Below are 25,902 nucleotides of genomic sequence, written 5' to 3' on the forward strand. Positions count from 1 at the left end.
TTAAGCTGCTTTGTTTGCTTCTTTGATCAGCGTAGCAACGCGATCGGAAACGGTAGCGCCTTGGCCAACCCAGTGAGCGATGCGATCCAGATCCAGGCGGGTGCCTTCTTCTTTTTCGCTAGCGATCGGGTTGAAGAAACCAACGCGCTCAATGAAGCGACCGTTGCGTGCATTACGGCTGTCAGTAACAACAACCTGGTAGAACGGACGCTTTTTAGCGCCGTGACGAGCTAAACGAATAGTTACCATAACATCCTCTTGTGTGAATAAAACACCAGGCCCCGTCGAGGAACGGAGCCCGGTGTCATATTAAAAGCCCGAAAATTTTACTCGTTTCGGCGCGAAAAGCAATCTCTAAAGCAATTAACGTCCTGGGAATCCTGGCGGCATCATCCCCTTCATGCTGCGCATCATTTTCGCCATCCCGCCCTTCTTCATCTTTTTCATCATGCGCTGCATGTCGTCGAACTGCTTCAGCAGGCGGTTAACGTCCTGCACCTGCATGCCGCAGCCCGCCGCGATACGGCGCTTGCGGGAGCCTTTGATGATGTCCGGGTTGGCGCGCTCTTTCAGCGTCATCGAGTTGATGATCGCCTCCATACGCACCAGAATCTTGTCGTCCATCTGGGATTTGACGTTGTCCGGCAGCTGGCCCATGCCCGGCAGCTTGCCCATCAGGCTGGCCATGCCGCCCATGTTTTTCATCTGCTTAAGCTGCTCAAGGAAGTCGGTAAGGTCAAAACCGTCGCCTTTCTTCAGCTTGTTCGCCAGCTTTTCTGCCTGCGCGCGGTCTACCTTGCTCTCGATATCTTCGATCAGCGACAGCACGTCGCCCATGCCGAGGATACGGGAGGCGATACGATCCGGGTGGAACGGCTCCAGCGCTTCCGTTTTTTCACCCACGCCGAGGAACTTGATCGGCTTGCCGGTGATATGGCGAATAGAGAGCGCCGCACCGCCGCGGGCATCACCGTCAACCTTGGTCAGCACGACGCCAGTCAGCGGCAGCGCTTCGTTGAACGCCTTCGCTGTATTGGCCGCATCCTGACCGGTCATGGCATCGACCACGAACAGCGTCTCTACCGGATTAATAACGGCGTGGACGTGTTTGATCTCGTCCATCATTGCTTCGTCAACGTGCAGACGACCGGCGGTATCCACCAGCAGCACGTCGTAGAATTTCAGCTTCGCCTCTTTCAGCGCCGCGTTAACGATATCAACCGGCTTCTGGGCAACGTCGGAAGGGAAGAAATCGACACCGACCTGCTGGGCCAGGGTCTCAAGCTGCTTAATCGCCGCCGGGCGATAGACGTCGGCGGAGACCACCAGTACCTTCTTCTTGTGCTTCTCGCGCAGGAACTTACCCAGCTTACCGACGCTGGTGGTTTTACCCGCACCCTGCAGGCCCGCCATCAGCACCACCGCAGGCGGCTGCGCGGCCAGGTTAAGCACCTGGTTCTCTTCGCCCATCGCCGCAACCAGCTCGCCGCGTACGATTTTGACGAACTCCTGACCCGGGGTCAGGCTCTTGTTAACTTCATGACCAACCGATTTTTCTTTTACGCGGTTAATGAACTCGCGTACAACCGGCAGGGCGACGTCCGCTTCCAGCAGTGCCATTCGCACTTCGCGCAGCGTCTCTTTGATGTTCTCTTCGGTGAGGCGTCCACGGCCACTGATATTGCGCAACGAGCGCGACAAACGATCGGTTAAATTATCAAACATTGTCTTTCACCTGGGGTGGAAACGGTTGGCCGCCTGGGCGACACATAAATACGATTTTGCGGCAGTATAACATGAAGCCGCTGCTGTTGGGATGCAAGGGTTGGAGGTAAGGTCGCGTAACGCTATACTGCCTCTCTTCTAACTACTGCAACTATCGACATCACTATGCCCGTTTTTGCCCTGCTTGCGCTTATTGCTTACTCCGTCAGTCTGGCGCTGATTATTCCCGGCCTGCTGCAAAAAAACAGCGGCTGGCGGCGGATGGCTATCATCTCTGCGGTCATCGCTCTGGTAAGCCATGCGCTGGCGCTGGAGGCGCGCATCTTTCCCGACGGCGATACGGGACAAAACCTGAGCCTGCTCAACGTCGGCTCGCTGGTCAGCCTGATGATCTGTACGGTCATGACCATCGTAGCCTCGAAGAATCGCGGCTGGCTGCTGCTGCCTATCGTCTACGCCTTCGCGCTGATCAACCTGGCCTTCGCCACCTTTGTACCCAATGAGTTCATCACCCACCTCGAAGCGACGCCAGGAATGATGGTGCACATTGGCCTGTCGCTGTTTGCCTATGCGACGCTGATTATTGCTGCCATGTACGCCCTGCAGCTGGCGTGGATCGATTACCAGCTGAAGAACAAGCGCCTGGCCTTCAGCAGCGAGATGCCGCCGCTGATGAGCATCGAGCGCAAGATGTTCCACATCACCCAGATCGGCGTGGTGCTGCTCACCCTGACGCTCTGCACCGGCCTGTTCTATATGCGTAATCTGTTCAGCATAGAGAACATCGACAAGGCGGTGCTCTCTATCATTGCCTGGTTTGTCTATATCGTTCTGCTGTGGGGGCACTATCATAAAGGATGGCGCGGCCGCCCAGTGGTCTGGTTTAACGTGGCGGGCGCAGGACTCCTCACGCTGGCCTACTTTGGTAGCCGCGTTGTTCAGCAGTTTGCTGGCTAAGTACACCCGTTAAGCACGTAAGGAACTCTCTTGGAACACATCTCCACCACCACGCTGATTATCACGCTGATCGTCATGGTGGTGATCTCCGCCTACTTCTCCGGCTCCGAAACCGGCATGATGACGCTGAACCGCTACCGGCTGCGTCACATGGCGAAGCAGGGCAACCGCGCAGCAAAGCGCGTAGAAAAACTGCTGCGTAAGCCTGACCGCCTCATCAGCCTGGTATTGATCGGCAATAACCTGGTTAACATCCTCGCCTCCGCTATCGGCACTATCGTCGGGATGCGCCTCTACGGTAACGCCGGGGTGGCCATTGCCACCGGCGTACTGACCTTTGTGGTGCTGGTCTTTGCCGAGGTACTGCCAAAAACCATCGCCGCACTCTACCCGGAGAAGGTCGCCTTCCCCAGCAGCGTTCTGCTCGGGCCGCTACAGATCGTCATGATGCCGCTGGTCTGGCTGCTTAACACCGTGACCCGCCTGCTGATGCGCATGGTCGGCATCAAGGCTGACGTTGTGGTGAGCGGTGCCCTGAGCAAAGAGGAGCTGCGCACCATCGTACATGAGTCTCGCTCGCAGATGTCGCGCCGCAACCAGGATATGCTGCTGTCGGTGCTGGATCTGGAGAAGGTCAGCGTTAACGACATCATGGTGCCGCGCAACGAGATTGTCGGCATCGACATCAACGACGACTGGAAATCCATTGTTCGCCAGCTGACCCACTCTCCGCACGGGCGCATCGTGCTCTACCGCGAATCGCTGGACGACACCATCAGTATGCTGCGGGTGCGCGAAGCCTATCGCCTGATGACCGAGAAGCAGGAGTTTACTAAAGAGATGCTCCTCCGGGCGGCGGATGAGATCTACTATATCCCGGAAGGCACGCCCCTCAGCGTCCAGCTGGTGAAATTCCAGCGCAATAAGAAGAAAGTGGGGCTGGTGGTGGACGAGTACGGCGACGTGCAGGGCCTGCTGACGGTGGAGGATATTCTCGAAGAGATCGTTGGCGACTTTACCACCTCGATGTCCCCTACCCTTGCTGAAGAGGTCACCCCGCAGAACGACGGTTCGGTGATTATCGACGGCACGGCCAACGTGCGGGAACTCAATAAAGCCTTTAACTGGCAGCTGCCGGAAGAGGAGGCGCGCACCATCAACGGCATGCTGCTGGAGGCGTTAGAGGAGATCCCCGCCGCAGGCACGCGGGTGCGTATTGCCCATTACGACATCGATATTCTCGACGTGCAGGACAACATGATTAAGCAGGTGAAGGTGCTGCCGGTTAAACCGCTGCGGGAGAGCGTGGCAGAGTAAAAGCTGTAGGCCGGGCAAGGCGCCCGGCACCACAGGAGGCTTAGCCCTTCGCTTTCGCGACGGTGACCATCGCGGCGCGTAGGGTGCGGCCGTTAAGGGTATAACCTTTCTGCATTACGCCCAGCACGTTCCCTGCCGCAACCTCTTCAGATTCAACCATGGCAATCGCCTGGTGAACGTTCGGATCCAGCGGCACGTTGGTATCGGCAACCACGTCAACACCAAACTTGCGTACGACGTCCAGCATCGACTTCATGGTCAGCTCAATACCTTCCACCATCGGTGCCAGCTCTGGGTTGGCTTTATCCGCCACTTCCAGCGCGCGATCCAGGCTATCGATCACCGGCAGCAGCTCATTGATAAACTTCTCCAGCGCAAACTTATGCGCCTTCTCAATGTCCAGCTCGGTACGGCGACGCAGGTTTTCCATCTCCGCTTTGATGCGCAGGACACCGTCACGCTCGCGATTTTGCGCCTCAACCAGCTGTGCTTCGAGGTTCGCAATTTTCTCATCGCGCGGATCCACCTGCTCAACAGAAGCGTCAGGCTCTACTGCCTCAACCTCTTCATGCTGCTCCGTGATAATTTCTTCCGGGGCTTGCCCCTCAGGCGTTTTCTGTTCTTTACTACTCATGAATTTCTCCGCGTTTTTTTGCATTGATCTCGCTAACTTCGCTTATTATGGGGATCAGTTTTCCGGTTTCAAGAGAAGCCTTAAGATTGTCACCTTTCATTCGGCACAAGGACTCCAGATAATGAGTACTCATTTCACGTGTATTGGGATTGTCGGCCACCCGCGTCACCCTACGGCGCTGACCACACATGAGATGCTCTGGCGCTGGCTGTCCGGCCGGGGATATGACGTTATCGTTGAGCAACAAATTGCCCAGGAGCTAAAGCTTACCAACGTGCGCACCGGCACGCTGGCGGAGATTGGCCAGCAGGCCGATCTGGCGGTGGTGGTCGGCGGTGACGGCAATATGCTCGGCGCGGCGCGCACCCTGGCGCGGTACGATATCAAGGTGATCGGCATCAACCGTGGCAACCTCGGCTTTCTGACCGATCTCGACCCGGACAACGCCCAGCAGCAGCTGGCAGACGTGCTTGAAGGACACTACATTGCCGAAAAGCGCTTTTTGCTGGAGGCGCAGGTGTGCCAGCACGACTGCCAGAAGCGGATCAGCACCGCTATCAATGAGGTGGTTCTGCATCCGGGCAAGGTGGCGCACATGATCGAGTTTGAGGTCTATATCGATGAGGTGTTTGCCTTCTCCCAGCGCTCGGACGGGCTGATTATCTCCACCCCTACCGGCTCCACGGCCTACTCGCTGTCTGCGGGCGGCCCAATTCTCACCCCGTCGCTGGACGCCATTACCCTGGTGCCGATGTTCCCGCATACGCTCTCGGCGCGCCCACTGGTGATCAACAGCAGCAGCACCATTCGCCTGCGTTTCTCCCACCGGCGTAACGATCTGGAGATCAGCTGCGACAGCCAGATTGCGCTGCCGATCCAGGAGGGCGAGGATGTGTTAATTCGCCGCTGTGACTACCATCTCAACCTGATCCATCCGAAAGATTACAGTTACTTTAATACGTTGAGTTCCAAGCTCGGCTGGTCAAAAAAATTGTTCTGAAATCGACGGCGGGTGCTTTACTGGATATAAAACCTGTTTATACTGTACGAAAACACAGTTATGGTTTTTCATACAGGAAAGCGGCTATGCTGGCACAACTGACCATCAGTAATTTTGCAATTGTTCGCGAGCTGGAAATTGATTTTCACAGCGGCATGACCGCCATTACTGGCGAAACCGGCGCGGGTAAATCCATTGCCATCGATGCGCTCGGGCTGTGCCTCGGCGGGCGTGCAGAAGCCGACATGGTTCGCACCGACGCCGCACGCGCCGATCTCTGCGCCCGCTTTTCCCTGAAAGACACCCCTGCTGCCCAGCGCTGGCTGGAAGAGAACCAGCTTGAAGATGGCCGTGAATGCCTGCTGCGTCGCGTCATCAGCAGCGACGGTCGCTCTCGTGGCTTTATCAACGGCACGGCGGTACCGCTCTCGCAGCTGCGCGAGCTGGGCCAGCTTCTTATCCAGATCCACGGCCAACATGCGCACCAGCTGCTGACCAAATCCGATCATCAGAAGACCCTGCTCGATGGCTATGCCGGTGAGTATGCCCTCACCCAGCAGATGGCAGAGCACTACCGCCTGTGGAACCACAGCTGCCGCGAGCTGGCCCAGCATCAGCAGCTGAGCCAGGAGCGCAGCGCTCGCGCCGAGCTGCTGCACTACCAGCTGAAAGAGCTGAACGACTTCAGCCCGCAGCCGGGCGAGTTTGAGCGCATCGACGAAGAGTACAAGCGTCTCGCCAACAGCGGCCAGCTGCTGAGCACTAGCCAGCACGCCCTGACGCTGCTCGCCGACAGCGACGACGCCAACCTCCAGAGCCAGCTCTATACCGCCCGTCAGATGGTGACCGAGCTGGTGGGCATGGACAGCAAGCTCTCCAGCGTGCTCGATATGCTGGAAGAGGCCGCTATTCAGCTGAGCGAGGCCAGCGACGAGCTGCGCCACTACTGCGATCGTCTCGATCTCGACCCGAACCGCCTCTACGAGCTGGAGCAGCGTATCGCGAAGCAGATTTCGCTGGCGCGCAAGCACCACGTTACGCCGGAAGAGCTGCCCGCACATCATCAGGCGCTGCTTGACGAGCAGCAGCTGCTTGACGATCAGGCCGACTCCCAGGAGACGATCTCCCTGGCGGTGAAGAAGCACCATCAGCAGGCGCTAACTACCGCGCAGCAGCTGCACGACCAGCGAGTGAAGTATGCCCAGGAGCTGGGCGGGCTGATCACCGAGAGCATGCACGCCCTGTCGATGCCGCACGGTCGTTTCCATATCGACGTCAGCTTTGACGAGCGTCACCTGACGCTGGAAGGTGCGGACCGCATTGAGTTCCGCGTGACGACTAACCCGGGCCAGCCGATGCAGGCCATCTCGAAGGTCGCCTCCGGCGGTGAGCTGTCGCGTATTGCCCTGGCGATTCAGGTGATCACCGCCCGTAAGATGGAAACCCCGGCGCTGATTTTCGATGAGGTTGACGTAGGTATCAGCGGCCCGACCGCGGCCGTAGTCGGTAAGCTGCTGCGTCAGCTGGGCGAGTCCACGCAGGTGATGTGCGTAACGCACCTGCCGCAGGTGGCGGGCTGTGGTCACCACCACTTCTACGTCAGCAAAGAGACCGATGGCGCGATGACCGAAACACACATGCAGCCGCTGGATAAAAAAGCGCGACTGCAGGAGCTGGCACGTCTGCTTGGCGGTAGCGAAGTCACCCGCAACACGCTGGCTAATGCTAAAGAACTACTGGCAGCCTAAACTTTTCGGCTAATTCAGAGTCATAGTGAGACATAAAATCGCCGCTGGACCATTTTAATGTGGTAAAAGGTCTATTATGATCGGCATATTACAAATGAGCCGTGCACTGCTCAGGCCCGAAAAGGAATCAAATCACTATGCGCTGTAAAACGCTGACTGCTGCCGCAGCGGTTCTTCTGATGATGACTGCAGGCTGTTCCACTCTGGAGAAAGTGGTTTACCGCCCAGATATCAACCAGGGGAACTATCTGGCACCTAACGACATCTCTAAAATTCGTATCGGCATGACGCAACAGCAGGTTGCCTATGCGCTGGGTACCCCGATGATGAGCGATCCGTTTGGTACTAACACCTGGTTCTACGTGTTCCGCCAGCAGCCGGGCCATGAGGATGTCACGCAGCAGACGCTGACCCTGACCTTTAACAGCAACGGTGTGCTGACCAACATCGACAACAAACCGGCCCTGACCAACTAGGTTCCGCCAGGTAAAAAAACAAAAAGCGCTCAGTGAGCGCTTTTTTTGTGCCAGCAAGAACTATTCGTCGTCCGCTTTTTCTGCGCGCTTACGCCGCAGCTCCTTCGGATCGGCAATCAGCGGGCGATAGATCTCTACCCGGTCACCGTCCTGAACGGCATCAGCCAGCTTCACCGGACGGCTGAAGATACCCACCTTGTTTTTCGCAAGATCGATATCCGAGCGCAGCTCCAGCAGGCCAGAGGCATTGATCGCCTCCTCCACCGTTGCCCCTTCGCTCAGCGTCACGTGCTGCAGGTACTGCTTCTCTGGAAGGGCATAGGCCACTTCGACGCGAATGTCACCCGGCACTGTAAACCTCTTTGGCGCGATGGGTAAATGCCTGCACCATGTTTGAGGCCAGCTCTTTAAAGACGCGACCAAAGGCCAGCTCAATCAGCTTATTGGTGAACTCAAAGTCCAGATTGAACTCGATGCGGCAGGCATCCGGACTCAGCGGCGTAAACCGCCAGCCGCCCATCAGCTGCTTAAAGGGACCATCCACCAGCTGCATAAGAATGCTTTGGTTATTGGTAAGCGTGTTACGGGTGGTGAACGTCTTGCTGATGCCCGCCTTTGAGACATCAACGGCAGCCGTCATCTGCGTCGGGCTTGCCTCCAGTACCCGGCTGCCGGTACAGCCTGGCAAAAATTCCGGGTAGGACTTTACGTCGTTCACTAATTGATACATCTGTTCTGCGCTGTAAGGCACTAAAGCAGTTCGGCTTATCTGCGGCATAGCGTTATCCTGAGGTCTACACCTCATAAATAATAACATTTCCTGTCCAGGAAAGGAAAACGCAAAGCCAAACTCATGCTAATATAACGCGTTACACCTCGCAGGATAGATGGGGTATTTTTCAACAGCTGATTACCGACGATTTACGATACTTATGACAAAGAAAAAAGCACATAAACCGGGTTCCGCTACCATTGCGCTAAACAAGCGCGCCCGTCACGAATATTTTATCGAAGAAGAGTTTGAAGCGGGTGTGTCCCTTCAGGGTTGGGAAGTGAAGTCCCTGCGCGCCGGGAAGGCCAACATCAGCGACAGCTATGTGATCCTGATTGAGGGCGAGGCTTACCTGTTCGGGGCTAACTTTACGCCGCTGAGCGTCGCCTCAAGCCACGTCGTCTGCGATCCTACCCGCAACCGCAAGCTGCTGCTCAACCAGCGCGAGCTGGACACCCTCTATGGCCGCGTAAACCGCGAAGGCTATACCGTTGTCGCCCTATCGCTCTACTGGAAAAATGCCTGGTGCAAAGTGAAGATCGGCGTCGCCCGCGGTAAGAAACAGCACGACAAACGCTCCGATGTGAAAGAGCGTGAGTGGCAGGTAGATAAAGCCCGCATTATGAAGAACGCCGGACGCTAATCTCTACGCTTGCAGCACCTCCCTCTCCGCTGGGGAGAGGGTGTGCGACTAGCGGATTACCTAGCGCTCGCGTAGCGCCTCGTTGACCTTGTTCAGCGGCTTGATCAGGTAGTCCATCACCGATTTCTGTCCGGTTTTGATCTCTACGTTCGCCACCATGCCCGGCAGGATCGGGAAGCGCTGGCCACTCTTGTTTTGCAGCTCGGCGCTCTTAGTCCGCACATAGACACGGTAGTAGAACTGATCCCGACGCACCTCATCCTGCAGCGTATCCGGCGACACCACCTCTACCTGACCGGTGAGGTTACCGTAGATCGACGAGTCGTAGGCCGTTACCTTCACCGTCGCGGGCAGGCCTGGACGGATATAGGCGATATCCCGTGGGTTAATGCGCGTCTCCACCAGGAGCTGATCTTCCAGCGGGACGATCTCCATCAGCTTTCCCCCCGGCTGCAGGACGCCGCCGACGGTAGTCACCTGAATGTCCTTGACGATGCCGCGCACCGGGGAGAAGAGCGTCGCCCGATCCACCTGATCCGCCTTACCGCTCATCGCCTGGATCTGGGCTTCAAGATCGGCGTTGGTTTTTACCTGCTCCTCGCGGGCGCGTACTGCAAACTGGTTGCGCGCCTCGTCGATCTTACCCTGCAACTCGGTGGCCTGGCGCTGGAGGCGGATCACCTCTACCTCGCTTGCCGCCCCCTTCGCCACCAGCGGCTGGGTCATGCGTAGCTCCGACATCACCAGTTGATACGTTTTCTTCAGGTTGGCCACCGTCTCGTTCAGGTTGCGCCGCCGGGATTCATACAGCTGCCGCTCACGCGCCACCAGCTCCGGATCGCGCATCGACTCTTCGCTAAAGCGCAGCGGCTCCCCAGTCAGCTCCGAGCGCAGGCGCTCGCTGGAGGCCCGTAGCGCACGTACCCGGGCCGCCGACTCGCCGTAGTTAGACTGAAAGCGGGTGGGATCGAGACGAGCCAGCATCTGCCCGCGCTCGACAATGTCCCCCTCGCGCACCAGCATTGCGCTGACGATACCGCCGTCGAGGCTCTCGATTACCTGCGCATGGCTTGAGGGCGTGATCTTGCCGGTGCCTACCGTGACCTCATCCAAAATGGCCCACCATGCCCATGCCACGAAGATCAGTAGCCCCGCCAGCGCCAGCCAGATCACCGACGAGTAGAACCGCCCCTGACGGGCAAGATCGTCCTGCATATTCAGTTGACTCATTGCTTGCTCCTCAGGCTACCGATGCCACATTGCTGTTGCGCGCCGCCTGCTGCAGCAGGGTATCGCGCGGCCCATCGGCAATAACCTTGCCGTTCTCCATCACCACAATCCGGTCTACCAGGTTCAGCAGCGCCGGACGATGGGTCACCAGCACCAGGGTACGTCCGGTGAGCCACTGCTGGAGCTGGCGGATCACCCACGCTTCCAGCTGCTCATCCATTGAGGCCGTAGGCTCGTCGAGCAAAACAATCTGCGGGTTACGCACGATCAGGCGGCTGAGCAGCACCATTTGCCGCTGACCGCCGGAGAGGCCACGTCCGCCCTCGTTGATCAGTCGGTCGAGGCTGGCGGCATCCTGCTGCACCATGCCGATCGCCCCGCTGATGCGCAGGGCCTGGATCAGTTCCGCCTCGGTGGCGTGCGGATGGCCCAGCATCAAATTCTGCCGCAGGGTGCCGAAGAAGAGGCGCGAATCCTGGGAGAGATAGCCCACCTGGCGGCGGACATCCATGGGATCGATATGCGCCATATCGACGCCGTCGATAATCACCTTGCCCTTGCTGGCCTGCGCCTGGCCCGAGAGCAGCTTCAGCAGGGTCGATTTACCCGCCCCGGTCTTGCCGAGGATCGCCACCCGCTCGCCGGGTTTGATCTCCAGACCGTCGATCTGCACCGCCTGATCGCCCTTCTCGGGATCGTAGCTGTACTGCACCTTCTGCGCCTGGTAGTGACCGGCCAGCACCGGGCAGTGGGCCATTTTCTGATCGGCGCTCTTATCCAGCGGTTTCTTGAGCAGATCGTCGAGGCCGTTCATCGCCATTTTGGCGTGCTGCCAGCGGGAGAAGACCATGGTCAGCTGCATCAGCGGCGCGATGGTGCGCGACGAGAGCAGGCTACAGGCCACCAGCGTACCGGTCGTAATGTTACCTTCCATAACCAGATAGCAGCCGAAGACCAGCATCCCGGCATAGGTGATCTGCTGGACGGTAGAGGCCCAGCCGCTCAGCCGTGCTCCCCACACGCGCTGCTTCATGCCGATGTTAGCCCCCACGGCATGGGTATGCTCCCACTGACGCTGAAAATATGGCTCAGCCTGTAGAGCTTTAATATCCTCCACGCCCTCAATGGACTCCACCAGCACCGCGTTGCGGATCGCGCTCTCACGCATCCCCTCTTTCGCCAGCCTCGCCATCGGCCACTGAACGAGGATCCCAGGGATCACGATCAGCGGAATGGCGATCAGGGGGATGATCACCAGCGGGCCGCCCACCAGCGCCATGATACCGAGGAACAGCAGTACAAACGGGATATCCATCGCCGCGCCGACGGTGGTCGAGGTGAGCAGCTCGCGCACCTGGTCAATCTCACGCAGCTGGGAGATGAACGAGCCGGTAGATTTGGGTCGGGCATCGTTTTTGATCGCCATCGCCCGGGCAAAGAAGAGCGAGGAGACGTTGAGATCGATATGCTTACCCATGATGTCAGAGACGTGGGTACGCGCCAGGCGGATCATAAACTCCAGCAGGGCGGCGAACAGCACGCCGATAAACAGCACCCACAGGGTGGGGATCGACTGAGCGGGAATGACGCGGTCATAGACCTGCATCGAGAAGAGGATCCCCGCCAGGGCCAGCACGTTGCCCAGCACCGAGGCGAGAGCGATCTCCGAGAGCTTGCGCTTGGCGTGGCGGAAGTGCCGCCAGAACCAATGCTCCTCCCAGGGGCGGGTAAAGTCATCGATACGGGAGTCGCGCCCCCGGGCGGCGATGCCGAGCATCACTACCTCCGGCTTGACGCGGGTCAGCAGCGTCTCCAGCGCCTCCTCGCGCACCAGATCGCCCCCCTCGCTGAGCCAGTAGGCCACCAGTCCGTCGGCGTCGATAGTCTCCAGCAGCATCAGCTCGCCGGACTCCAGTTGGACGATGACCGGCAGGTTTTGCGCGTTCCAGCGCATCTTCTCCAGCTCTACCACGCGTACCTGGAGTCCCATCAGGCCGCTTAATCTCTCCAGCCGCGCGTTAAGCGGCAAACTCTCAAACCAGCGCATCTGCTGGCGTACGGCAGGCGCGTCCGCCGGCAGGCCAAACCGCCCCGCCGCACGCACCATGACATTGATCCAGCTCTCGGTATCAGGCTGTTGCATAACTACTCCTTGGCCGTTAGCGCTTAAAGTGATGGCAGGGTATCGCCGATGGTGCGGCTACGCTCAATGCCTAACATATCCAATAGATTATCCGCGGCGGCCGCATAGCGGACCGCAGCGTCCCAGGCGTCGTAGCGGGCGGTAATCGACGCGGTATCGGCCTGAAATACATCCTGCTCAATGCTGAGCAGATCGTTAAGGCTGCGCTTGCTCAGGCGATACTCATCGCGATAGACCCCACGGGCGCGATCGGCGCTCAGGTACTGCGCATCCCCTGCCCGCTGACGCTGCTGCGCCCCGGTGAGGTCGGCCCACGCGGTGGCGGCGCGCTGGTTGATCTCCAGCTTGCTGGCCTCCACCTGCGCCCGGGCGCTGGCCCTGTCCCCTTCGGCGGCATCAACGCGCGCGCCGACGGCCCCGCCCTGGTAGATCGGTGCATCCACTACCAGCTGCACCTGGTCATCCCAGTAGCTATCGTCATCGTTCTGATAGCGCGTCCTGCCCGCCTGCACCGAAACCGTCGGCCAGTGCTGGGCCTGGGCCTGGCGAATGCGATCGTCCGCCGCCAGCTGCCTCGCCTGGGCGCTGCGCACCGCATTGCTGCGTTCGTAGGGGAGCGAATTAAGGGTAATTTTCTGCTTCATCAGATCTTCAGGCAGATCGGGGAGCGTGTCCGACATCACGCCGGTGAGCACGCTCAGCGCCGCCTGGGCGGAGCGGGTCTGCGCCTCGTACTGGGCGAGGGAGGCGTTCAGCCCGGCAATGCGCGTCTGCGCCTGCAACACGTCGGACTGAGAGCTTAATCCGGCCTCGGCGCGCAGATCGGCCATCTCCTGCACGCTCTGCAGTGAGACAATATTTTTGCGCGCCGCCTCGGCCAGCGCCTGGTAGCGTTTAACCTGTAGATAGGTTTGCAGCGTCTCCATCCCTACCTCGTTGAGGGAGTTATAGAGATCGTAGCGATAGGCGTCGGAGAGGTTATGTTGCTCATCGATGCTGCCGCCGGTTTTGCCAAAGTCGTAGATTAGCTGCTTGAGGCTGACGCCGCCGGAGCCGTTGTTATTGAGGGAGCCTGCCGAGTCATTGCGGTGCGAACGCCCAACGTTACCCTGCAGGGATATCTGTGGAAACCAGGCGCTCTCCGCTTCGTCGAGGTTGGCCTTTCCTACATGGATCTGCGCCGCCGCCTGGGCAATTTTGGGGTTGCGGGCGAAGGCACGTAAAATCGCTTCTTTGATGGTTAGCTGCGCCTGGAGCTGCTCTCCGGGTGCGGCCTGCCAGTTAAACTGCTCTTCTCCATATGCTGAGGTCATCACGCTCGCTCCGAGCACGGCCAGCAAAACTACATATAATGCCTTTGCTTTCATCTATCCACCCTGACTGTCCCTGGTGATATTTTTATAATCTTTTATGCCTCATCCCTGAGGCATAAATGACAGGGATAACGCTATACCATATTGACGTGCAGCCCTTGCTGGACCAGCACATCGCCTAACGTCGTGTTTTGTGCACTGTTGTGATAGACATCGAACTGCATCCCGTCCACTTCGCGCTGTCCGCTGATGGCCCAGATGTCGTTCGCCCCATGCACCAGGTTCACCTGGTCGCCGTTGCTGCCTTTAATCACCAGATCGTCTTCCGGCTTATCGGTTACCGTCAGCGCTTCGTTCAGATCGAGCGTCAGGCTGTTAGTACCGGATTTACCAAGGTCGATAATCTCGATGCTGTGGACGCGGCTCGCGGCATCAATAAGGTTAAGGATCATATTGACGCCATCGAGCACCAGGGTATCGGTCCCCGCACCACCGTTAATATCGATAAAGCCCAGCGTTGAGAGATGGATCGTGTCGTTACCCTCGCTACCCTGCACGCTCTCACCGCTCTCCTGCGTCCCGTCAGCCAGCGTGATGCTCAGTCCGCCAATGGTGAAGGCATCGTCAGCCGATGCGCTCTGGGCGCTGGCGTCAGTGGTACTCTCCTCACTACTGGTCGCCGCAACGCGACTCACGGCAGCAGGCGCTGTGCTGCTCTCCTCCGTGGTCTGTTGAGTGGTATCGCTGCTCTCTACCGCACTGGCTGCCAGCAGCGAGAAGCTGGTGGCTTCGGCTGCCAGAGTTTGCGTCCCGACTGGCGGTGTGGTGGTGGGGTTGCTACCGTTGAGGCCAACGTTCAGGTATCCCACGTTACCAGCAGCATCTGCTGCATAGAGATTGAGGACGGTGCTTAGCGATAAAATCCTTGCTAAATCAAGCCCTACATCAAGCGTAGTTGACCAGCGGCCATCTGCACCGGTTATTGCCGTCGCCTGCGCAAGATTGAGCAGGTTGAGGTGTACCAGCGCCCCCTGACCGAGGTTATTCGAGGTCCCGCTAATGGTCAGCTTCGCCGAGCCGAGCAGGCCGGTAAGCACGCCACCCAGTAAGCCCAGCAGGTTGGTAACCGGGTTAATTGCCAGCGTCGGCTGGGTCAGCTTGACGCTAACGTCCGCCTCGGTTGCCGTGGTATTCCCTACCCGGTCGGTTACCGCTACGCCCACTTTCAGCGCGCCGGTGGCGAGGTTTTGCAGCACCGAGTTGCTGACCGTGGCCGTCCAGTTGCCCGCCGCGTCGACGAGAGCGTTGATCGGCGTCCCGCCAAGGGTAACGACAACCGACGCGCCTGCCGGAACACCGCCAATTTTGCCGCCGATGACCTGGCCCGACGCCGCCTCGTTAATGTTGAGGTAGCCGTCGTTACCAAACAGCGAGGTCAGCGAGATAGTCGGCAGGTTGTGGGTGATCACATCCAGCAGCGAGGTGGCGGTCGCGTTCTTCCCTGCCGGGTTGACCAGGCTGGCGTTGACCGTCAGCGTCCCGTCCAGCAGCGCCGCGAGATCGGTTTTCGGTACCGAAACGGACCAGTTGCCGTTGGCCGCCACCGTTGACTGGTAGGTTTTACCGCCAAGAGAGACGTTGACCAGCGAACCGGCTGCGTTGGTACTGGTCCCGGTAATCACCTGCGCGCTGAGGATCTCCGCCGCGTTCAGACCGTTGCCGCCGAACAGGGTGTTGATCAGCAGCGACGGTGCCTGCTGAATGGCGACCGTCAGATCCTGCGCCGTGGAGGCAACGTTACCCGCCACGTCGCGGGCGGTGGCGGTAACCTGCAGCAGGCCATCTGCCAGCCCTTGCAGCGATAGCGCCGGAACCGGCAGCTGCCAGGTACCGTTTGCCCCAACGGTAGTGGTCAGGCTCAGCGGACCGATATTGACGTCAACGACCGTACCCACAGCAAGGTTGGTACTGGTCCCCGACAGCAGCGGCGTGGAGAGCAGATCGCCGAGATCCAGCGTACCGTTGCCAAACAGCGGGTTCAGGCCCAGGGTTGGCAGGTTCTGCACGATGGCGTTTACCACCTGGTTGCCGGTCACCACGTTACCGACGGTATCCACGACGCTGGCGGTGACGTTGAGCGCGCCGTTGACTACGCTGCCCGCTAATGCACCTGCCGGTACCGTCACCGACCAGACGCCATCAACCACGTTGCCGACGAAGCTCTGGCCCGCCACGCTCAGGTTAACGACCCCGGAAGCGAGGCCCGCCGCCGTACCGCTGATGGTCTGCGCCACCCCCAGATCGGCAAGGTTGATGTAACCATCGTTACCGAACAGGGTATTGATTGCTACCGTCGGCAGATTCGCCAGCCCTACCCGCACTTCGACCGGGGCGGCAATCTGTGCGGTGTTGCCATCCGGAGTGACAATGGTTACCTGCGGCTGGAATACGCCGTCCAGCAGGCCGGTCAGATCGGATGGTGCCAGATTAATAGAGAACGCCCCGCCCGCGTCCACTGCACCCAGGAAAGTTTTACCTGCCACCTGCACTTCGACGCGGGAGCCTACCGGGGCGTTGCCCACGACGCCGCTGATGGTCTGGTTCAGCAGCGAGCCGGCTACGTTGAGCACGTTGTCGGTAAATACTGCCAGGCTATTGAGTACCGGCGCGACCAGATCCACCTTGATCAGCGCGGTCTGGCTCGCCGGGTTACCGTACTGGTCGAGCGCGCTGATGGTAATCGGTACGTCCCCAGTGCCAATTCCCTGTAGCAGAGCCTGAACCGTTGCCGGCAGGTTCACGGCCCAGCGGCCGCTGCCGTCAACGTTAGTGGTAAAGGCCTCTGCATCACCGATCTGGATAGTCAGCTGCTGTCCGGCCAGACGGGTTGAGGTGCCGCTCAACGCCGCACCCAGCAGTTCAGGAATGCTCAGTACACCGTCACTAAACAGCGGATCGAGTCCGATGGTCGGCAGGGCACGGGCAACGTTAAAGCTGGCGCTGGTGTTGACCACGTTGCCAAAGGCATCGGTGATCGCCAGGCCCACGCTCGCCTGACCATCCGGCAGAGTATTAAGCAGCGTATCTGGCAGTACCGCAGACCAGGTGCCGGTGACGGTATCCACAACCGCATTGATCGCCTGGCCGCCGAAATTAACCACCATTTCCGTGACGTTTGCCGCGTTATTAAGCGTACCGGTCAGGGTCTGGGCAACGCCGCTCTCCACGCTGTTGAGCACGTTGTCCGCCGTCATCAGGATATCGCCTACCACCGGCAGGTCGGTCAGCGCCAGGCCAACATCGACAATTTCCTGACGGGTATTGCCGTTGGCATCGATCACATCAAACTGCAACGCCAGGGTGTCGGTGAGCAGTCCCTGCCACAGGGTCGGCGGCAGGTTGACGGAGAAGCGGCCATCCGGGCCGACCAGCAGATCGTTGATGGTGACATCCGTCCCCACCAGCGTCAGGTTGACCCGCGCCCCGCGGTAGTCGCCGCTAACCTGTCCCGTCAGGGTCTGGGTGACCAGCGACTCGGCCACGTTCAGGATGCCATCGCCGAAGAAGAGCGAGTCAAAGAGCACGCCCAGCGTCGGGTTGAGCGCCACGTTCAGCGCGACGTTGTTGGTGGAGACGTTACCCGCGCTATCCCGTGAAGTGATGCTGATCACCTGCGCGCCATCGGTCAGGGTAGAGAAATCGATATTTGGGAAGTCATAGCGCCAGTTCCCCTGCGCATCGACCTGCCCGGTCCAACTGATAGGCCCAAGCTGAATGGTCACCTCGTTACCCGGATCGCCGGTTCCCTGTAGCAGCAGACCCGATGCAGCGCTGACGGTATTGAGCACCGCTGGAATGCCCAGCGCGTCAACGTAGAGCAGCGGCGCGCTGGCATCGACCGTTATTGGCTGGGTGGTACTTTGCGGGTTGCCTGCCGCATCGGTAATGGTGGCGGTCAGCGGATAGGTACCGTCGGCCAGCCCCGCGACGTCGCTCTGCGGAACGGTGACTGCCCATTCGCCCTGAGGATTGACCGTCGCATAGTAGGTTTTACCGTTGAGGGTCACCTGCACGTCGCGGCCAGGTTCGCTGGCGGTACCGCTGATGGTCTGGCTTAGCCCTTTCTCATCAATATTGACGATGTTGTCACCGGCAAAGCTGTTCAACGTGATGGTCGGCGCAAGGGTATCGACGACAAACGCCTGCGCTGCGGTAAAGCCTGGGGTTGTTACGCTCTCGACGCCAAGGGTATGTGGTCCGTCACCCAGCAGCGCGCGTGGCACGTTAAAGGCCCAGCTGCCATCTGGTGCAATGGTCGCTGTGCCAATCACGGTTCCATCCAGCACGACGTTAACTGTTCCCGTCACGTTAGTTGCCCGGCCACTGATTGGCAGGGTATCGGTAGCAAACTCGCTGGCGTTAACAAGGTTATCGCCCGCAATCACGTCCAGCGTCAGGAAGGCTGGCGGCGGGGTGAGATCGACCGTCAACGTACCGCCATCGATCGATACCAGGTTGCCAGCACGATCCGTGGCCTGAACGGTGATATTGCCCGCCGTCAGCCCAGCCATATCCGCAGGCGTGAGCTGTAGCGTCCAGCTGCCGTCCGCCTGAATGGTAGTGGTGAAAGTACGCCCGTTCGGGAAGGTAACCTGCAGCGGCGACCCGGCTTCCAGGTTAGTTGAGGTCCCGGCAATGGTCTGTACCGTCTGGCTCTCGTCGTAGGTCAGCACGTTATCGCCCGCAAACGGCGTTGTAACCACCAGTCCCGGCTGATCGATCAGGATAGTGACCGGTGCGCTGGTGCTATTTGTGTTGCCCGCCCCGTCAATCACCGTGACCTGCACGCTTTGATCCCCGCGTGCGACCCCATCCCAGTCAGCATCGCTCAGCGTCAGGGACCACGTCGTACCTTCTACCGGCACGTTAGCAAAGAGCTTGCCGCCCACCGTCACGTTAACCTGCGTTCCCACCGGGTAAGGCGAGGTAAAGCTGCCAGCGAGGGTATTCGTGCCGCTCGCCTCATCAACGTTAACCACGTTATCGCCAAACAGCGGCGTAGTAAGGGTCACGTTCGGCGGGGTCAGTGCCACCTGGTATGGCACCGGAACGGTAGCGCTGTTGCCGAACTGATCCTCTGCATAGATCACCAGCGTGTGTGGCCCCTGGGCCAGCGACTGCAGCGAGCCTGCTGGCAGGTTAATGGTCCAGGTGCCATCCTCCAGCACGGTAGCGGTATACGGCGTGCCGTTAACATCGACCCGAATCGTCACAAACTGGTTAGGCCCAAGCACCTGGGTAGAGCCGGTGATTTGCGCTGCGCCAGCCGCCTCGGCGATGTTGAGAACGTTATCGCCAAACAGCGGATCAGCAATTGGCGCTGGCAGCGAGGTACGTACCTGGAAGCTGCCCGCATCGGTATCGGTATTGCCAGCCCGATCCCTGACGGTGACCTCAAAGGTTGGCGTGGTGTTATTTGCCAGGTCTTGCAGATCGTCAGCTGGCAGGGTGATGATCCAGTCGCCGTTCTCCTGCACCACCTCGGTATAGGTCTGCCCCGTGCTTAACGTGACGCTGACCGTCTGCCCCGGCCCGGTGACACCGGTATTGCCGCGCAGCACCTGATCGCTCTGCGACTCGGTGAAGTTCAGCGTGCCATCGCCAAACGGCGTAACAAACTGCGCCTGCGGCAGGGCATCAACAATCGCCTCAAAGCTGCCCTGCCCGGTAATTTGGTTACCGGCAACATCGGTAACAATAATGTTTACGCTCAGGACGCCATCCGGCAGCGCCTGCAGCTGTGCTGCCGTCAGCGGCAGCGTCCAGGTCGCCCCGTCTACCGTCGCAGCGACGGCCGGACCGTTGTTGACGCTGACCAGCACGCTGCCCACCTGCCCTGCGGGCACGCCCGTTGAACCGGTAAGCGCCGAGTCAGCCTGCGTCTCGGCGAAGTTCAGGATGCCGTCGGTAAAGGCAGTATTCAGCGTTGGCGGCGCCAGCGCATCGGTGCGGACAATAAACTCCTGCGCTGGCGAGGTAGAGACGTTACCCGCCCGGTCGGTAAGGATCACCGTCATGGCATGGGTGCCGTCAAGCAAGCCGTTGAGCTGCTGCGGCGTTAGCGGCACCGTCCAGTTACCGTTGACGTCTACGGTACCGACAAACTCCTGTAGGCCATCCACTACGATCCTTACCTGCTGGTTTGGCCCGGCCTGGCCGGTAGAGCCGGTAATTTGCGCGCCGGTATTGGCCTCCTGCTGGTTGAGGTAGCCATCACCAAACAGCGCTAGCGGCAGCTCTGCCGCAGGTCCAAAGCGTACTGCATCGAGGCTGCCGCTGGCCGTGGCCGGATTACCAAAGGTATCCAGCGCCGTAACCGTAATAGGCAGGATGCTGTTCGCCTGGACCTGTATTGCCTCTCCAGGAACCGTTACGGCCCAGGTAGTACCGTTGACGGTGCCGAGGAAGCTTTGGGTACCAATAGTGACGGTGACCTGTGTGCCTGCTGGCAGGCCGCTAACCGTCCCGGTCAGCGTGGTACCCGCCGCCAGCTCATTCGAGCTAGCAATGTTATCGCCAAAGACAGGGTTGAGCGTAATGGCTGGGGCATTCTGGGTGTTAACATTAATCGGCACCGGCACAGGCTGAACATTACCCTGCGGATCGGTGACGCTGAAGTTTAGCTGGGAGGTGCCCTGCGGCAGCGACTGTAAATCCGCCGCCGGAATAATCATGCTCCAGCCACCGTTATCGTCAATGACTGCTGCAATGGTTTTGCCGTTAATGGGCAGCAGCACCGTCAGGCCCGGCGTACCGGTCCCGGTGAGGGTTTGATCCAGCAGCGACTCGGCAATATTGACCCGGCCATCTTCAAGGAAGGTGCCTGCCGTCTGCACGGTAAGCAGCGGCGGGGTCAGATCGATACTAACGGAATGGGTCGCCTGCGCTCCGTTTTGGGCAGCATCCACCGCCGTGGCGGTAACGGTATAGGTGTTTCCGTCAGTTAACGCCTGCACCGCCGTCTGTGGCACGACAAACTGCCAGGTACCATTGCTGCCAATGGTGGCGCTATAGGTCACGTCGTTAAAGGTGGCGCTGACCACCGTTCCCGCCGCCAGATTGGTCGAGGATCCGCTAATTAACAGCTCACGACCCTGCTCCTGGATATTAATGATGTCATCCTGCGCCACGGTATTGACGGTCAGCGTCGGCTGAGACGCCGGCGTGGCGGCAAAGATCACGTTTTGTGCGCCGGTCGCCACGTTGCCAGAGCGATCGCTCACCTGCACGCTGATGGTTTGTGTCCCGTCGGCCACTGCCGCCAGCACTTCCGGCAGGATATCCAGCGTCCAGCTGCCGTCTGCCGCAACGTTGGTCGTGTAGGTCTGGCCGTTCAGGGTAACGGAGACCGTTTGCCCCTCCTCCACGCGGGTGGTCGTGCCGCCGATGGTCAGCGGACTTTGCGCCTCCAGAGCATTAACATAGTTATCCGCCGCCACGGTATTCACCGCAATCAGTGGGGCATTCAACGGTGATGCATCGAGGGTAAAGCTGCCTGGGACAGTCGTCGTATTGCCCGCCGGATCGGTGATCCTGGCCGAGATTGCTACCGGACCATCGGCAACGTTAGCCAGCGCCCCCGCTGGCAGCGTAATGCTCCAGGTCCCGTCCGGCTGAAGGATCGCATCATAGTTCTGGCCGTTAACCAGCACGATCACCGCCTGCACGTTCTGCGCATCGTATGGCCCGCCGGTGCCGCTGATAACAATGGCTCCGCTGGCTTCGCTGCCGTTGACGATGTTATCTGCCGTCACACCATTGATAGTCAGCAGTGGCGGCACGGTATCAACGTTCAGCGGTGCGGTCTGCGTGTTCTGATTACCCGCCGCATCGGCAACGGTGACCGTCACCGTATGCGATCCCTGAGCCAGCAGACCGATTTGCGTCGGGGTCAGCGGCAGCGTCCAGTTACCGTTGGCATCCACCGTACCGCTTATCGGCGCGCCGTTGTCCAGCTGAACGCTCACGCTCTGGCCTGCTCCTCTGCTGCCGGTGGTCCCGGTCAGCGCACCACCTGCCGCCGCTTCCAGGGCGTTGATGGTGCCGTCGCCAAACGGCGTATTGATCGTCGCCACGGGCAGCTGCTGGGTAACGATCAGGAACTGCTGCTCACTGGAGAGCGGTAAGCTATTCACATCGACTGAAGAGACGGTCACGGTTGCCGTTCCGTCGCTAATCAGTGCGGCAGCGGCATTGGGTACGGTCACGGTCCAGAAACCGCCAGCATTTACCACGCCCTGATACTGCTGCCCGTTAAGGGTCACGGTGACCGGAGTGCCTTCAGGAATACGCGCCGAGGAGCCGCTGATGGTGATCCCGTCGCTGATATCCGCCAGGCTAATGGCGTTATCCCCTTCGACCGGGTTAATGAGCAGCGCGCTGGCGGTAGAGTCTACGGCGAAGTCAACGGTCACTGGCGCGGAGGCATTGCCCGCGCTGTCGGTTACCGTCACCGTGAGCTGCTGAGGGCCATCGGCAAGATCGCTCAAGGCCGTAGCCGGAACCGGTATCGCCCAGCTGCCGTCGGCGTTAACCACGCCGCTGAGCGGCTGGCCGTTCACGGTAAGCGCCACCGTGGCACCCGGCTCGGCAGGTACGGTTCTACCGGTCAGGGTAAAGCCGTTTGCCAGCTCGGCAGGATCGAGCACGTTGTCACGGGTAACCGGATCGACCACTACGTTCGGCGGCGTGGCATCAAGGCTAACCTCCCGGGTAACGGTTATGGTGTTGCCTGCCGCATCGGTCACGGACACGGTATAAGCAACCTGCCCGTCCGGCAGCGAAGCCAGTGCCCCGGCAGGCAACGTCACCACCCAGCTGCCCGGCGTTACACCCGGCAATGCCGTGTAGCCCGTACCGTTCACATTCACAACAACCTGAGCTGCGTCTGGCGAGGTAATATTGATAGCCTGGTTGCTCTGCACCTCCGTGGCGTTGAGCGTATCCGTGCCGTTGATAGGCTGGACGGTCACCTCAGGCGGCAGCTTATCAACGGTGAACGGGATGGTCTGTGAGGCGTCATTGCCTGCGGCATCAGCCACCGTTACGTCAAATGAGGCAGCGCCGTCTGGCAGGATAGTCAATGCCCCGGCAGGCAGGACAACTGACCAGCTACCGTCCGTGGCAACGGTACCAACGTACTGCTGGCCGTTAAGGGTAGCGATAACTGTCTGGCCCGGCCCCGTGACGCCGGTATTGCCGGTGACGAACTGATCCAGCCCTGACTCAACAAGGTTCACCACGCCGTCACCAAACGGTGTATTGACCACCGCCTGCGGCAGATCGTTAATCATTACCGTAAAGATATGACTGTCGATAACGACGCCGTCAGGACCTGTGGCAGTGGCCGTGACCACGGCAGGGCCATCCTGCAACGCCAGCAGATCGGCGGATCCTACCGTGACCTGCCATGCACCGTTCGCACCAATAGTCCCCGTGTAGGTTTGACCATTGAGCGTTACAGTGACAACGGTATCTACCGGCAGCCCGGCGCTGTTACCGTTGATAACCAGATCGTTACCCGCCTCATCAAAGTTCAGATAGTCATCGCTAGCGATAATGTTTATTGCTACCGCATCGGTGGTGGTATCCACAGTAAAGCTTTGATTAACCGAGGTCGTCTGGCCATAGCCGTCGGTCACGCTGACGTTAAGGGTGTTAATACCGTCCGGAAGCTTTTGCAGCTCCACGGCGGGCAGAGTGACGCGCCAGCTGCCGCCTGCATCTACCGTGCCCTGATAGCTACCTGACCCGAGGATAACGACGATCACGCTGCCCGGCTCGGCATTAGTCACCGTTCCCTGTAGGATCTGATCGACCTTAAGCTCTGCCGCGTCCAGATCGTTACCGTCGGTCAGTGCCTGGACGTTAAGCACTGGCAGAGCAGTTTTTACATCAATATTTTGCGTGACGGTCTGGGTGTTACCCGCCGCATCGGTCAGCGTTACCGTCAGTGGATAACTGCCCTGGCTCAGCTGCAACAGGTCCGCTGCCGGGAGCGGCAGCTGCCAGTTACCATCTGTTCCAACGGTGGTGGTGTAGGTGTTGCCGTTCAGGGTGATGGTGACCGGCTGGCCGCGCTCGGCTGCCGAGCTGATACCGCTCAGAACCTGATCCTGACCCAGCTCCTGACCGTTGAGTTTGCCATCCGCTGTCAGCGGCAGCAGGCTGAGCGCAGGCAGGGTAGTATCAACCTGCGCGGTGCTGGTCAGCGGGGAGCTGTTGCCCGCGGCATCGCTGGCGTTAACGTTAATGGTTAGCAGCCCATCCGGGATCGCCTGCATATCACTGGCCGGAACGGTTACGCGCCAGTTGCCATCGCCGTCCACCAGCGCCTGATAGGTATTTCCCGCCAGCTGCACGCTGACGTTCTGCCCGCTGCCGGAGACGCCGGTGTTACCGCTCAGGACCTGATCCTGCCCTTTCTCCACGCTGTTAAGGTAGCCATCACCAAACGGCGCATCGATAGTTGGTATAGGCAGGTAGTGGATCTGTACGTTTAGCGTATGGGTATCGCCTGCCGCCTGTGATCCCTGAGTGACGACTGCCTCGACGGTGTTAGGACCATCCGGCAGCAGCAGCAGATCCGCTGATGGGATCTGTACGCTCCAGTTACCTGCGGCATCAATGGCGGTAACGGCATACTCTTTGCCGTTAAAGCGCACGACGATATTGACGTCAGGCCCGGTGACCGTCGTCACACCACGCACCTCCAGCGGGCTTTGCGCCTCGCCGGCGTTCAGGTAGTCGTCGGTTGAGAGGATAGCAATGGCGATGCCAGTCTGAGAGCCATCAACGCTGATGGTGTCGGTACGCACTACCGGATTACCGTTGGCGTCGTTTACCGAGACGGTAAGGGCATTATCCCCCTGTGCCAGCGAAGAGAGATCGCCCGACGGCAGAATAGTTTTCCAGCTACCGTCGCCCATCACCTCCGCATAGTAGGTCTTATTGCCGAGGGTGATAGTGACAAGCTGCCCCGCCGGGATATTCACGGTTTGTCCGGAGAGCGTCTGGCTCAGCAACAGTTCAGCGGTATTAAGAACGTTATCTCCCGTTAAGGGATCGACAATCACCTGTGGGCTGGTGAAGTTGGTAGTGAAGTCAGCTTGCGCCGTTGTCACGTTACCTGCCCGATCGGCAATCTGATACTCCACGGTATAGGGCTGGCCATCCTGCAACTGTTGAATATCGGCCTGTGGAATGCTCAACTGCCAGCGGCCAAGGCTATCAACCGTAGTGGAGTAGCTTTTATCGTTCAGCGTTACCGTCACTACGCTGCCCTGATCCTCGCTAGAGGAAAAACCGCGAACGATCTTGGCAGAGTCCAGCTGGGAGAGATCCAAAATGTCGTTTGGTACGAAAGGCGTTAGCTGGAGCGCGGGCGGGATGGTATCGACCCAGAGATCCATGGAAGTGGTAACATTTCGACCTTCGCTATCAATCAATACCACGTTTAACACCCGCAGGCCCTGCGGCAGAGATTGAAGAATGTCAGCGGGCATTTCAAGGTTCCAGCTGCCATCAGCGTTGACCTGAGTGGTCCAGGTGTATTGTTCAACGGTAACGGTAATCTGACTTCCGGCATTCTCTGCCTCGGTGCCTCCGCTCAATACCTGATTAGCGCTGACCTCTTGCTGATTCAGCATATTATCGCCAGTGAGCGGAGCGACCCACAGCGTTGAGACTGGCGGAGTAGGCTCCTCACCATCGTCCGGCGGCGTGGTGCCGCCATCGTCCGGTGGCGTGGTACCGCCATCATCCGGTGGCGTGGTGCCGCCATCGTCCGGTGGTGTGGTGCCACCATCGTCCGGCGGTGTGGTACCGCCATCATCCGGTGGCGTAGTACCGCCATCATCCGGTGGCGCGGTACCGCCATCATCCG

The 25,902-nt window shown here is 59.4% G+C and carries 16 protein-coding genes; 7 read left to right on the forward strand and 9 right to left on the reverse strand.

All coding sequences use genetic code 11. The features are described 5' to 3' along the window. Entirely contained in the window at positions 1 to 249 is a 249-nt protein-coding gene (rpsP, locus tag RTN40_RS05920) for a 30S ribosomal protein S16 (protein WP_042387512.1), read from the reverse strand. Positions 250 to 363: 114 nt separating this feature from the next. Next, positions 364 to 1,725, reverse strand: coding sequence for a signal recognition particle protein (ffh, locus tag RTN40_RS05925; RefSeq protein ID WP_312227665.1), 1,362 nt, complete (start codon positions 1,723 to 1,725; stop codon positions 364 to 366). 165 nt (positions 1,726 to 1,890) lie between these two features. Here ffh and RTN40_RS05930 point away from each other — a divergent pair, with 165 nt between their 5' ends. Beyond that, a complete protein-coding gene (locus tag RTN40_RS05930; RefSeq protein WP_312227666.1) occupies positions 1,891 to 2,682 on the forward strand; it encodes an inner membrane protein YpjD in 792 nt (263 codons plus the stop codon). Positions 2,683 to 2,712: 30 nt separating this feature from the next. Further along, positions 2,713 to 3,999 carry an HlyC/CorC family transporter gene (locus RTN40_RS05935; RefSeq protein ID WP_312227667.1) on the forward strand — a complete coding sequence of 429 codons (1,287 nt, stop codon included), beginning with the start codon at positions 2,713 to 2,715 and terminating at the stop codon, positions 3,997 to 3,999. A 40-nt stretch (positions 4,000 to 4,039) separates the two neighbouring features. Here the strand turns inward: RTN40_RS05935 and grpE are convergent, their stop codons facing one another. Then, the gene (gene grpE / locus RTN40_RS05940; protein WP_312227668.1) at positions 4,040 to 4,633 is read right to left on the reverse strand and encodes a nucleotide exchange factor GrpE; all 594 of its coding nucleotides are present in this window, start codon (positions 4,631 to 4,633) and stop codon (positions 4,040 to 4,042) included. A 121-nt stretch (positions 4,634 to 4,754) separates the two neighbouring features. Here grpE and nadK point away from each other — a divergent pair, with 121 nt between their 5' ends. The 3 genes from nadK to bamE all read left to right on the forward strand — a co-directional run bounded on the left by nadK (position 4,755) and on the right by bamE (position 7,857). Continuing rightward, complete coding sequence (nadK, locus tag RTN40_RS05945; RefSeq protein WP_312227669.1) at positions 4,755 to 5,633, forward strand: NAD(+) kinase; 879 nt, start codon at positions 4,755 to 4,757, stop codon at positions 5,631 to 5,633. Between the two features lie 86 nt (positions 5,634 to 5,719). Then, a complete protein-coding gene (gene recN, locus RTN40_RS05950; protein ID WP_312227670.1) occupies positions 5,720 to 7,381 on the forward strand; it encodes a DNA repair protein RecN in 1,662 nt (553 codons plus the stop codon). A 137-nt stretch (positions 7,382 to 7,518) separates the two neighbouring features. Further along, positions 7,519 to 7,857, forward strand: a complete 339-nt coding sequence (gene bamE, locus RTN40_RS05955; protein WP_238081059.1) for an outer membrane protein assembly factor BamE — start codon at positions 7,519 to 7,521, stop codon at positions 7,855 to 7,857. Positions 7,858 to 7,917: 60 nt separating this feature from the next. On the opposite strand, the gene RTN40_RS05960 is transcribed toward bamE, so the two are convergent. Both RTN40_RS05960 and RTN40_RS05965 read right to left on the reverse strand, forming a co-directional pair. Beyond that, on the reverse strand, positions 7,918 to 8,208 hold the full coding sequence (locus RTN40_RS05960; RefSeq protein WP_312227671.1) for an RnfH family protein: 291 nt from the start codon (positions 8,206 to 8,208) through the stop codon (positions 7,918 to 7,920). Continuing rightward, a complete protein-coding gene (locus RTN40_RS05965; protein WP_312227672.1) occupies positions 8,198 to 8,635 on the reverse strand; it encodes a type II toxin-antitoxin system RatA family toxin in 438 nt (145 codons plus the stop codon). Before RTN40_RS05965 ends, RTN40_RS05960 begins: the two co-directional genes overlap by 11 nt. Before the next feature lie 154 nt (positions 8,636 to 8,789). On the opposite strand from RTN40_RS05965, the gene smpB reads away from it, so the two are divergent. After that, positions 8,790 to 9,272, forward strand: a complete 483-nt coding sequence (gene smpB / locus RTN40_RS05970) for an SsrA-binding protein SmpB (RefSeq protein ID WP_312227673.1) — start codon at positions 8,790 to 8,792, stop codon at positions 9,270 to 9,272. 60 nt (positions 9,273 to 9,332) lie between these two features. Here the strand turns inward: smpB and RTN40_RS05975 are convergent, their stop codons facing one another. The 4 genes from RTN40_RS05975 to RTN40_RS05990 form a co-directional block, all read right to left on the reverse strand. Further along, positions 9,333 to 10,502 carry an HlyD family efflux transporter periplasmic adaptor subunit gene (locus RTN40_RS05975; protein ID WP_312227674.1) on the reverse strand — a complete coding sequence of 390 codons (1,170 nt, stop codon included), beginning with the start codon at positions 10,500 to 10,502 and terminating at the stop codon, positions 9,333 to 9,335. A 10-nt stretch (positions 10,503 to 10,512) separates the two neighbouring features. Continuing rightward, complete coding sequence (locus RTN40_RS05980) at positions 10,513 to 12,645, reverse strand: type I secretion system permease/ATPase (RefSeq protein WP_312227675.1); 2,133 nt, start codon at positions 12,643 to 12,645, stop codon at positions 10,513 to 10,515. 23 nt (positions 12,646 to 12,668) lie between these two features. Further along, a complete protein-coding gene (locus RTN40_RS05985; RefSeq protein WP_312227676.1) occupies positions 12,669 to 13,958 on the reverse strand; it encodes a TolC family outer membrane protein in 1,290 nt (429 codons plus the stop codon). Between the two features lie 134 nt (positions 13,959 to 14,092). Beyond that, the gene (locus tag RTN40_RS05990) at positions 14,093 to 25,666 is read right to left on the reverse strand and encodes an Ig-like domain-containing protein (RefSeq protein WP_312227677.1); all 11,574 of its coding nucleotides are present in this window, start codon (positions 25,664 to 25,666) and stop codon (positions 14,093 to 14,095) included. 10 nt (positions 25,667 to 25,676) lie between these two features. Here RTN40_RS05990 and RTN40_RS05995 point away from each other — a divergent pair. Beyond that, positions 25,677 to 25,902, forward strand: a 226-nt coding sequence (locus tag RTN40_RS05995) for a hypothetical protein (protein WP_312227678.1), incomplete at its 3' end; no start/stop codon positions are given.

Origin of the sequence: Pseudescherichia sp., assembly GCF_031987975.1 — a bacterium.
Classification (GTDB): Bacteria; Pseudomonadota; Gammaproteobacteria; order Enterobacterales; family Enterobacteriaceae; genus Pseudescherichia.

Bases quoted from the DNA above. Each gene is read 5' to 3' on its own strand.
- ffh (WP_312227665.1), bottom strand. From the start codon at position 1,725: ATGTTTGATAATTTAACCGATCGTTTGTCGCGCTCGTTGCGCAATATC.
- grpE (WP_312227668.1), bottom strand. From the start codon at position 4,633: ATGAGTAGTAAAGAACAGAAAACGCCTGAGGGGCAAGCCCCGGAAGAA.
- RTN40_RS05990 (WP_312227677.1), bottom strand. From the start codon at position 25,666: ATGCTGAATCAGCAAGAGGTCAGCGCTAATCAGGTATTGAGCGGAGGC.
- bamE (WP_238081059.1), top strand. From the start codon at position 7,519: ATGCGCTGTAAAACGCTGACTGCTGCCGCAGCGGTTCTTCTGATGATG.
- RTN40_RS05980 (WP_312227675.1), bottom strand. From the start codon at position 12,645: ATGCAACAGCCTGATACCGAGAGCTGGATCAATGTCATGGTGCGTGCG.
- smpB (WP_312227673.1), top strand. From the start codon at position 8,790: ATGACAAAGAAAAAAGCACATAAACCGGGTTCCGCTACCATTGCGCTA.
- rpsP (WP_042387512.1), bottom strand. From the start codon at position 249: ATGGTAACTATTCGTTTAGCTCGTCACGGCGCTAAAAAGCGTCCGTTC.
- RTN40_RS05985 (WP_312227676.1), bottom strand. From the start codon at position 13,958: ATGACCTCAGCATATGGAGAAGAGCAGTTTAACTGGCAGGCCGCACCC.
- RTN40_RS05930 (WP_312227666.1), top strand. From the start codon at position 1,891: ATGCCCGTTTTTGCCCTGCTTGCGCTTATTGCTTACTCCGTCAGTCTG.
- recN (WP_312227670.1), top strand. From the start codon at position 5,720: ATGCTGGCACAACTGACCATCAGTAATTTTGCAATTGTTCGCGAGCTG.
- nadK (WP_312227669.1), top strand. From the start codon at position 4,755: ATGAGTACTCATTTCACGTGTATTGGGATTGTCGGCCACCCGCGTCAC.
- RTN40_RS05975 (WP_312227674.1), bottom strand. From the start codon at position 10,502: ATGAGTCAACTGAATATGCAGGACGATCTTGCCCGTCAGGGGCGGTTC.
- RTN40_RS05965 (WP_312227672.1), bottom strand. From the start codon at position 8,635: ATGCCGCAGATAAGCCGAACTGCTTTAGTGCCTTACAGCGCAGAACAG.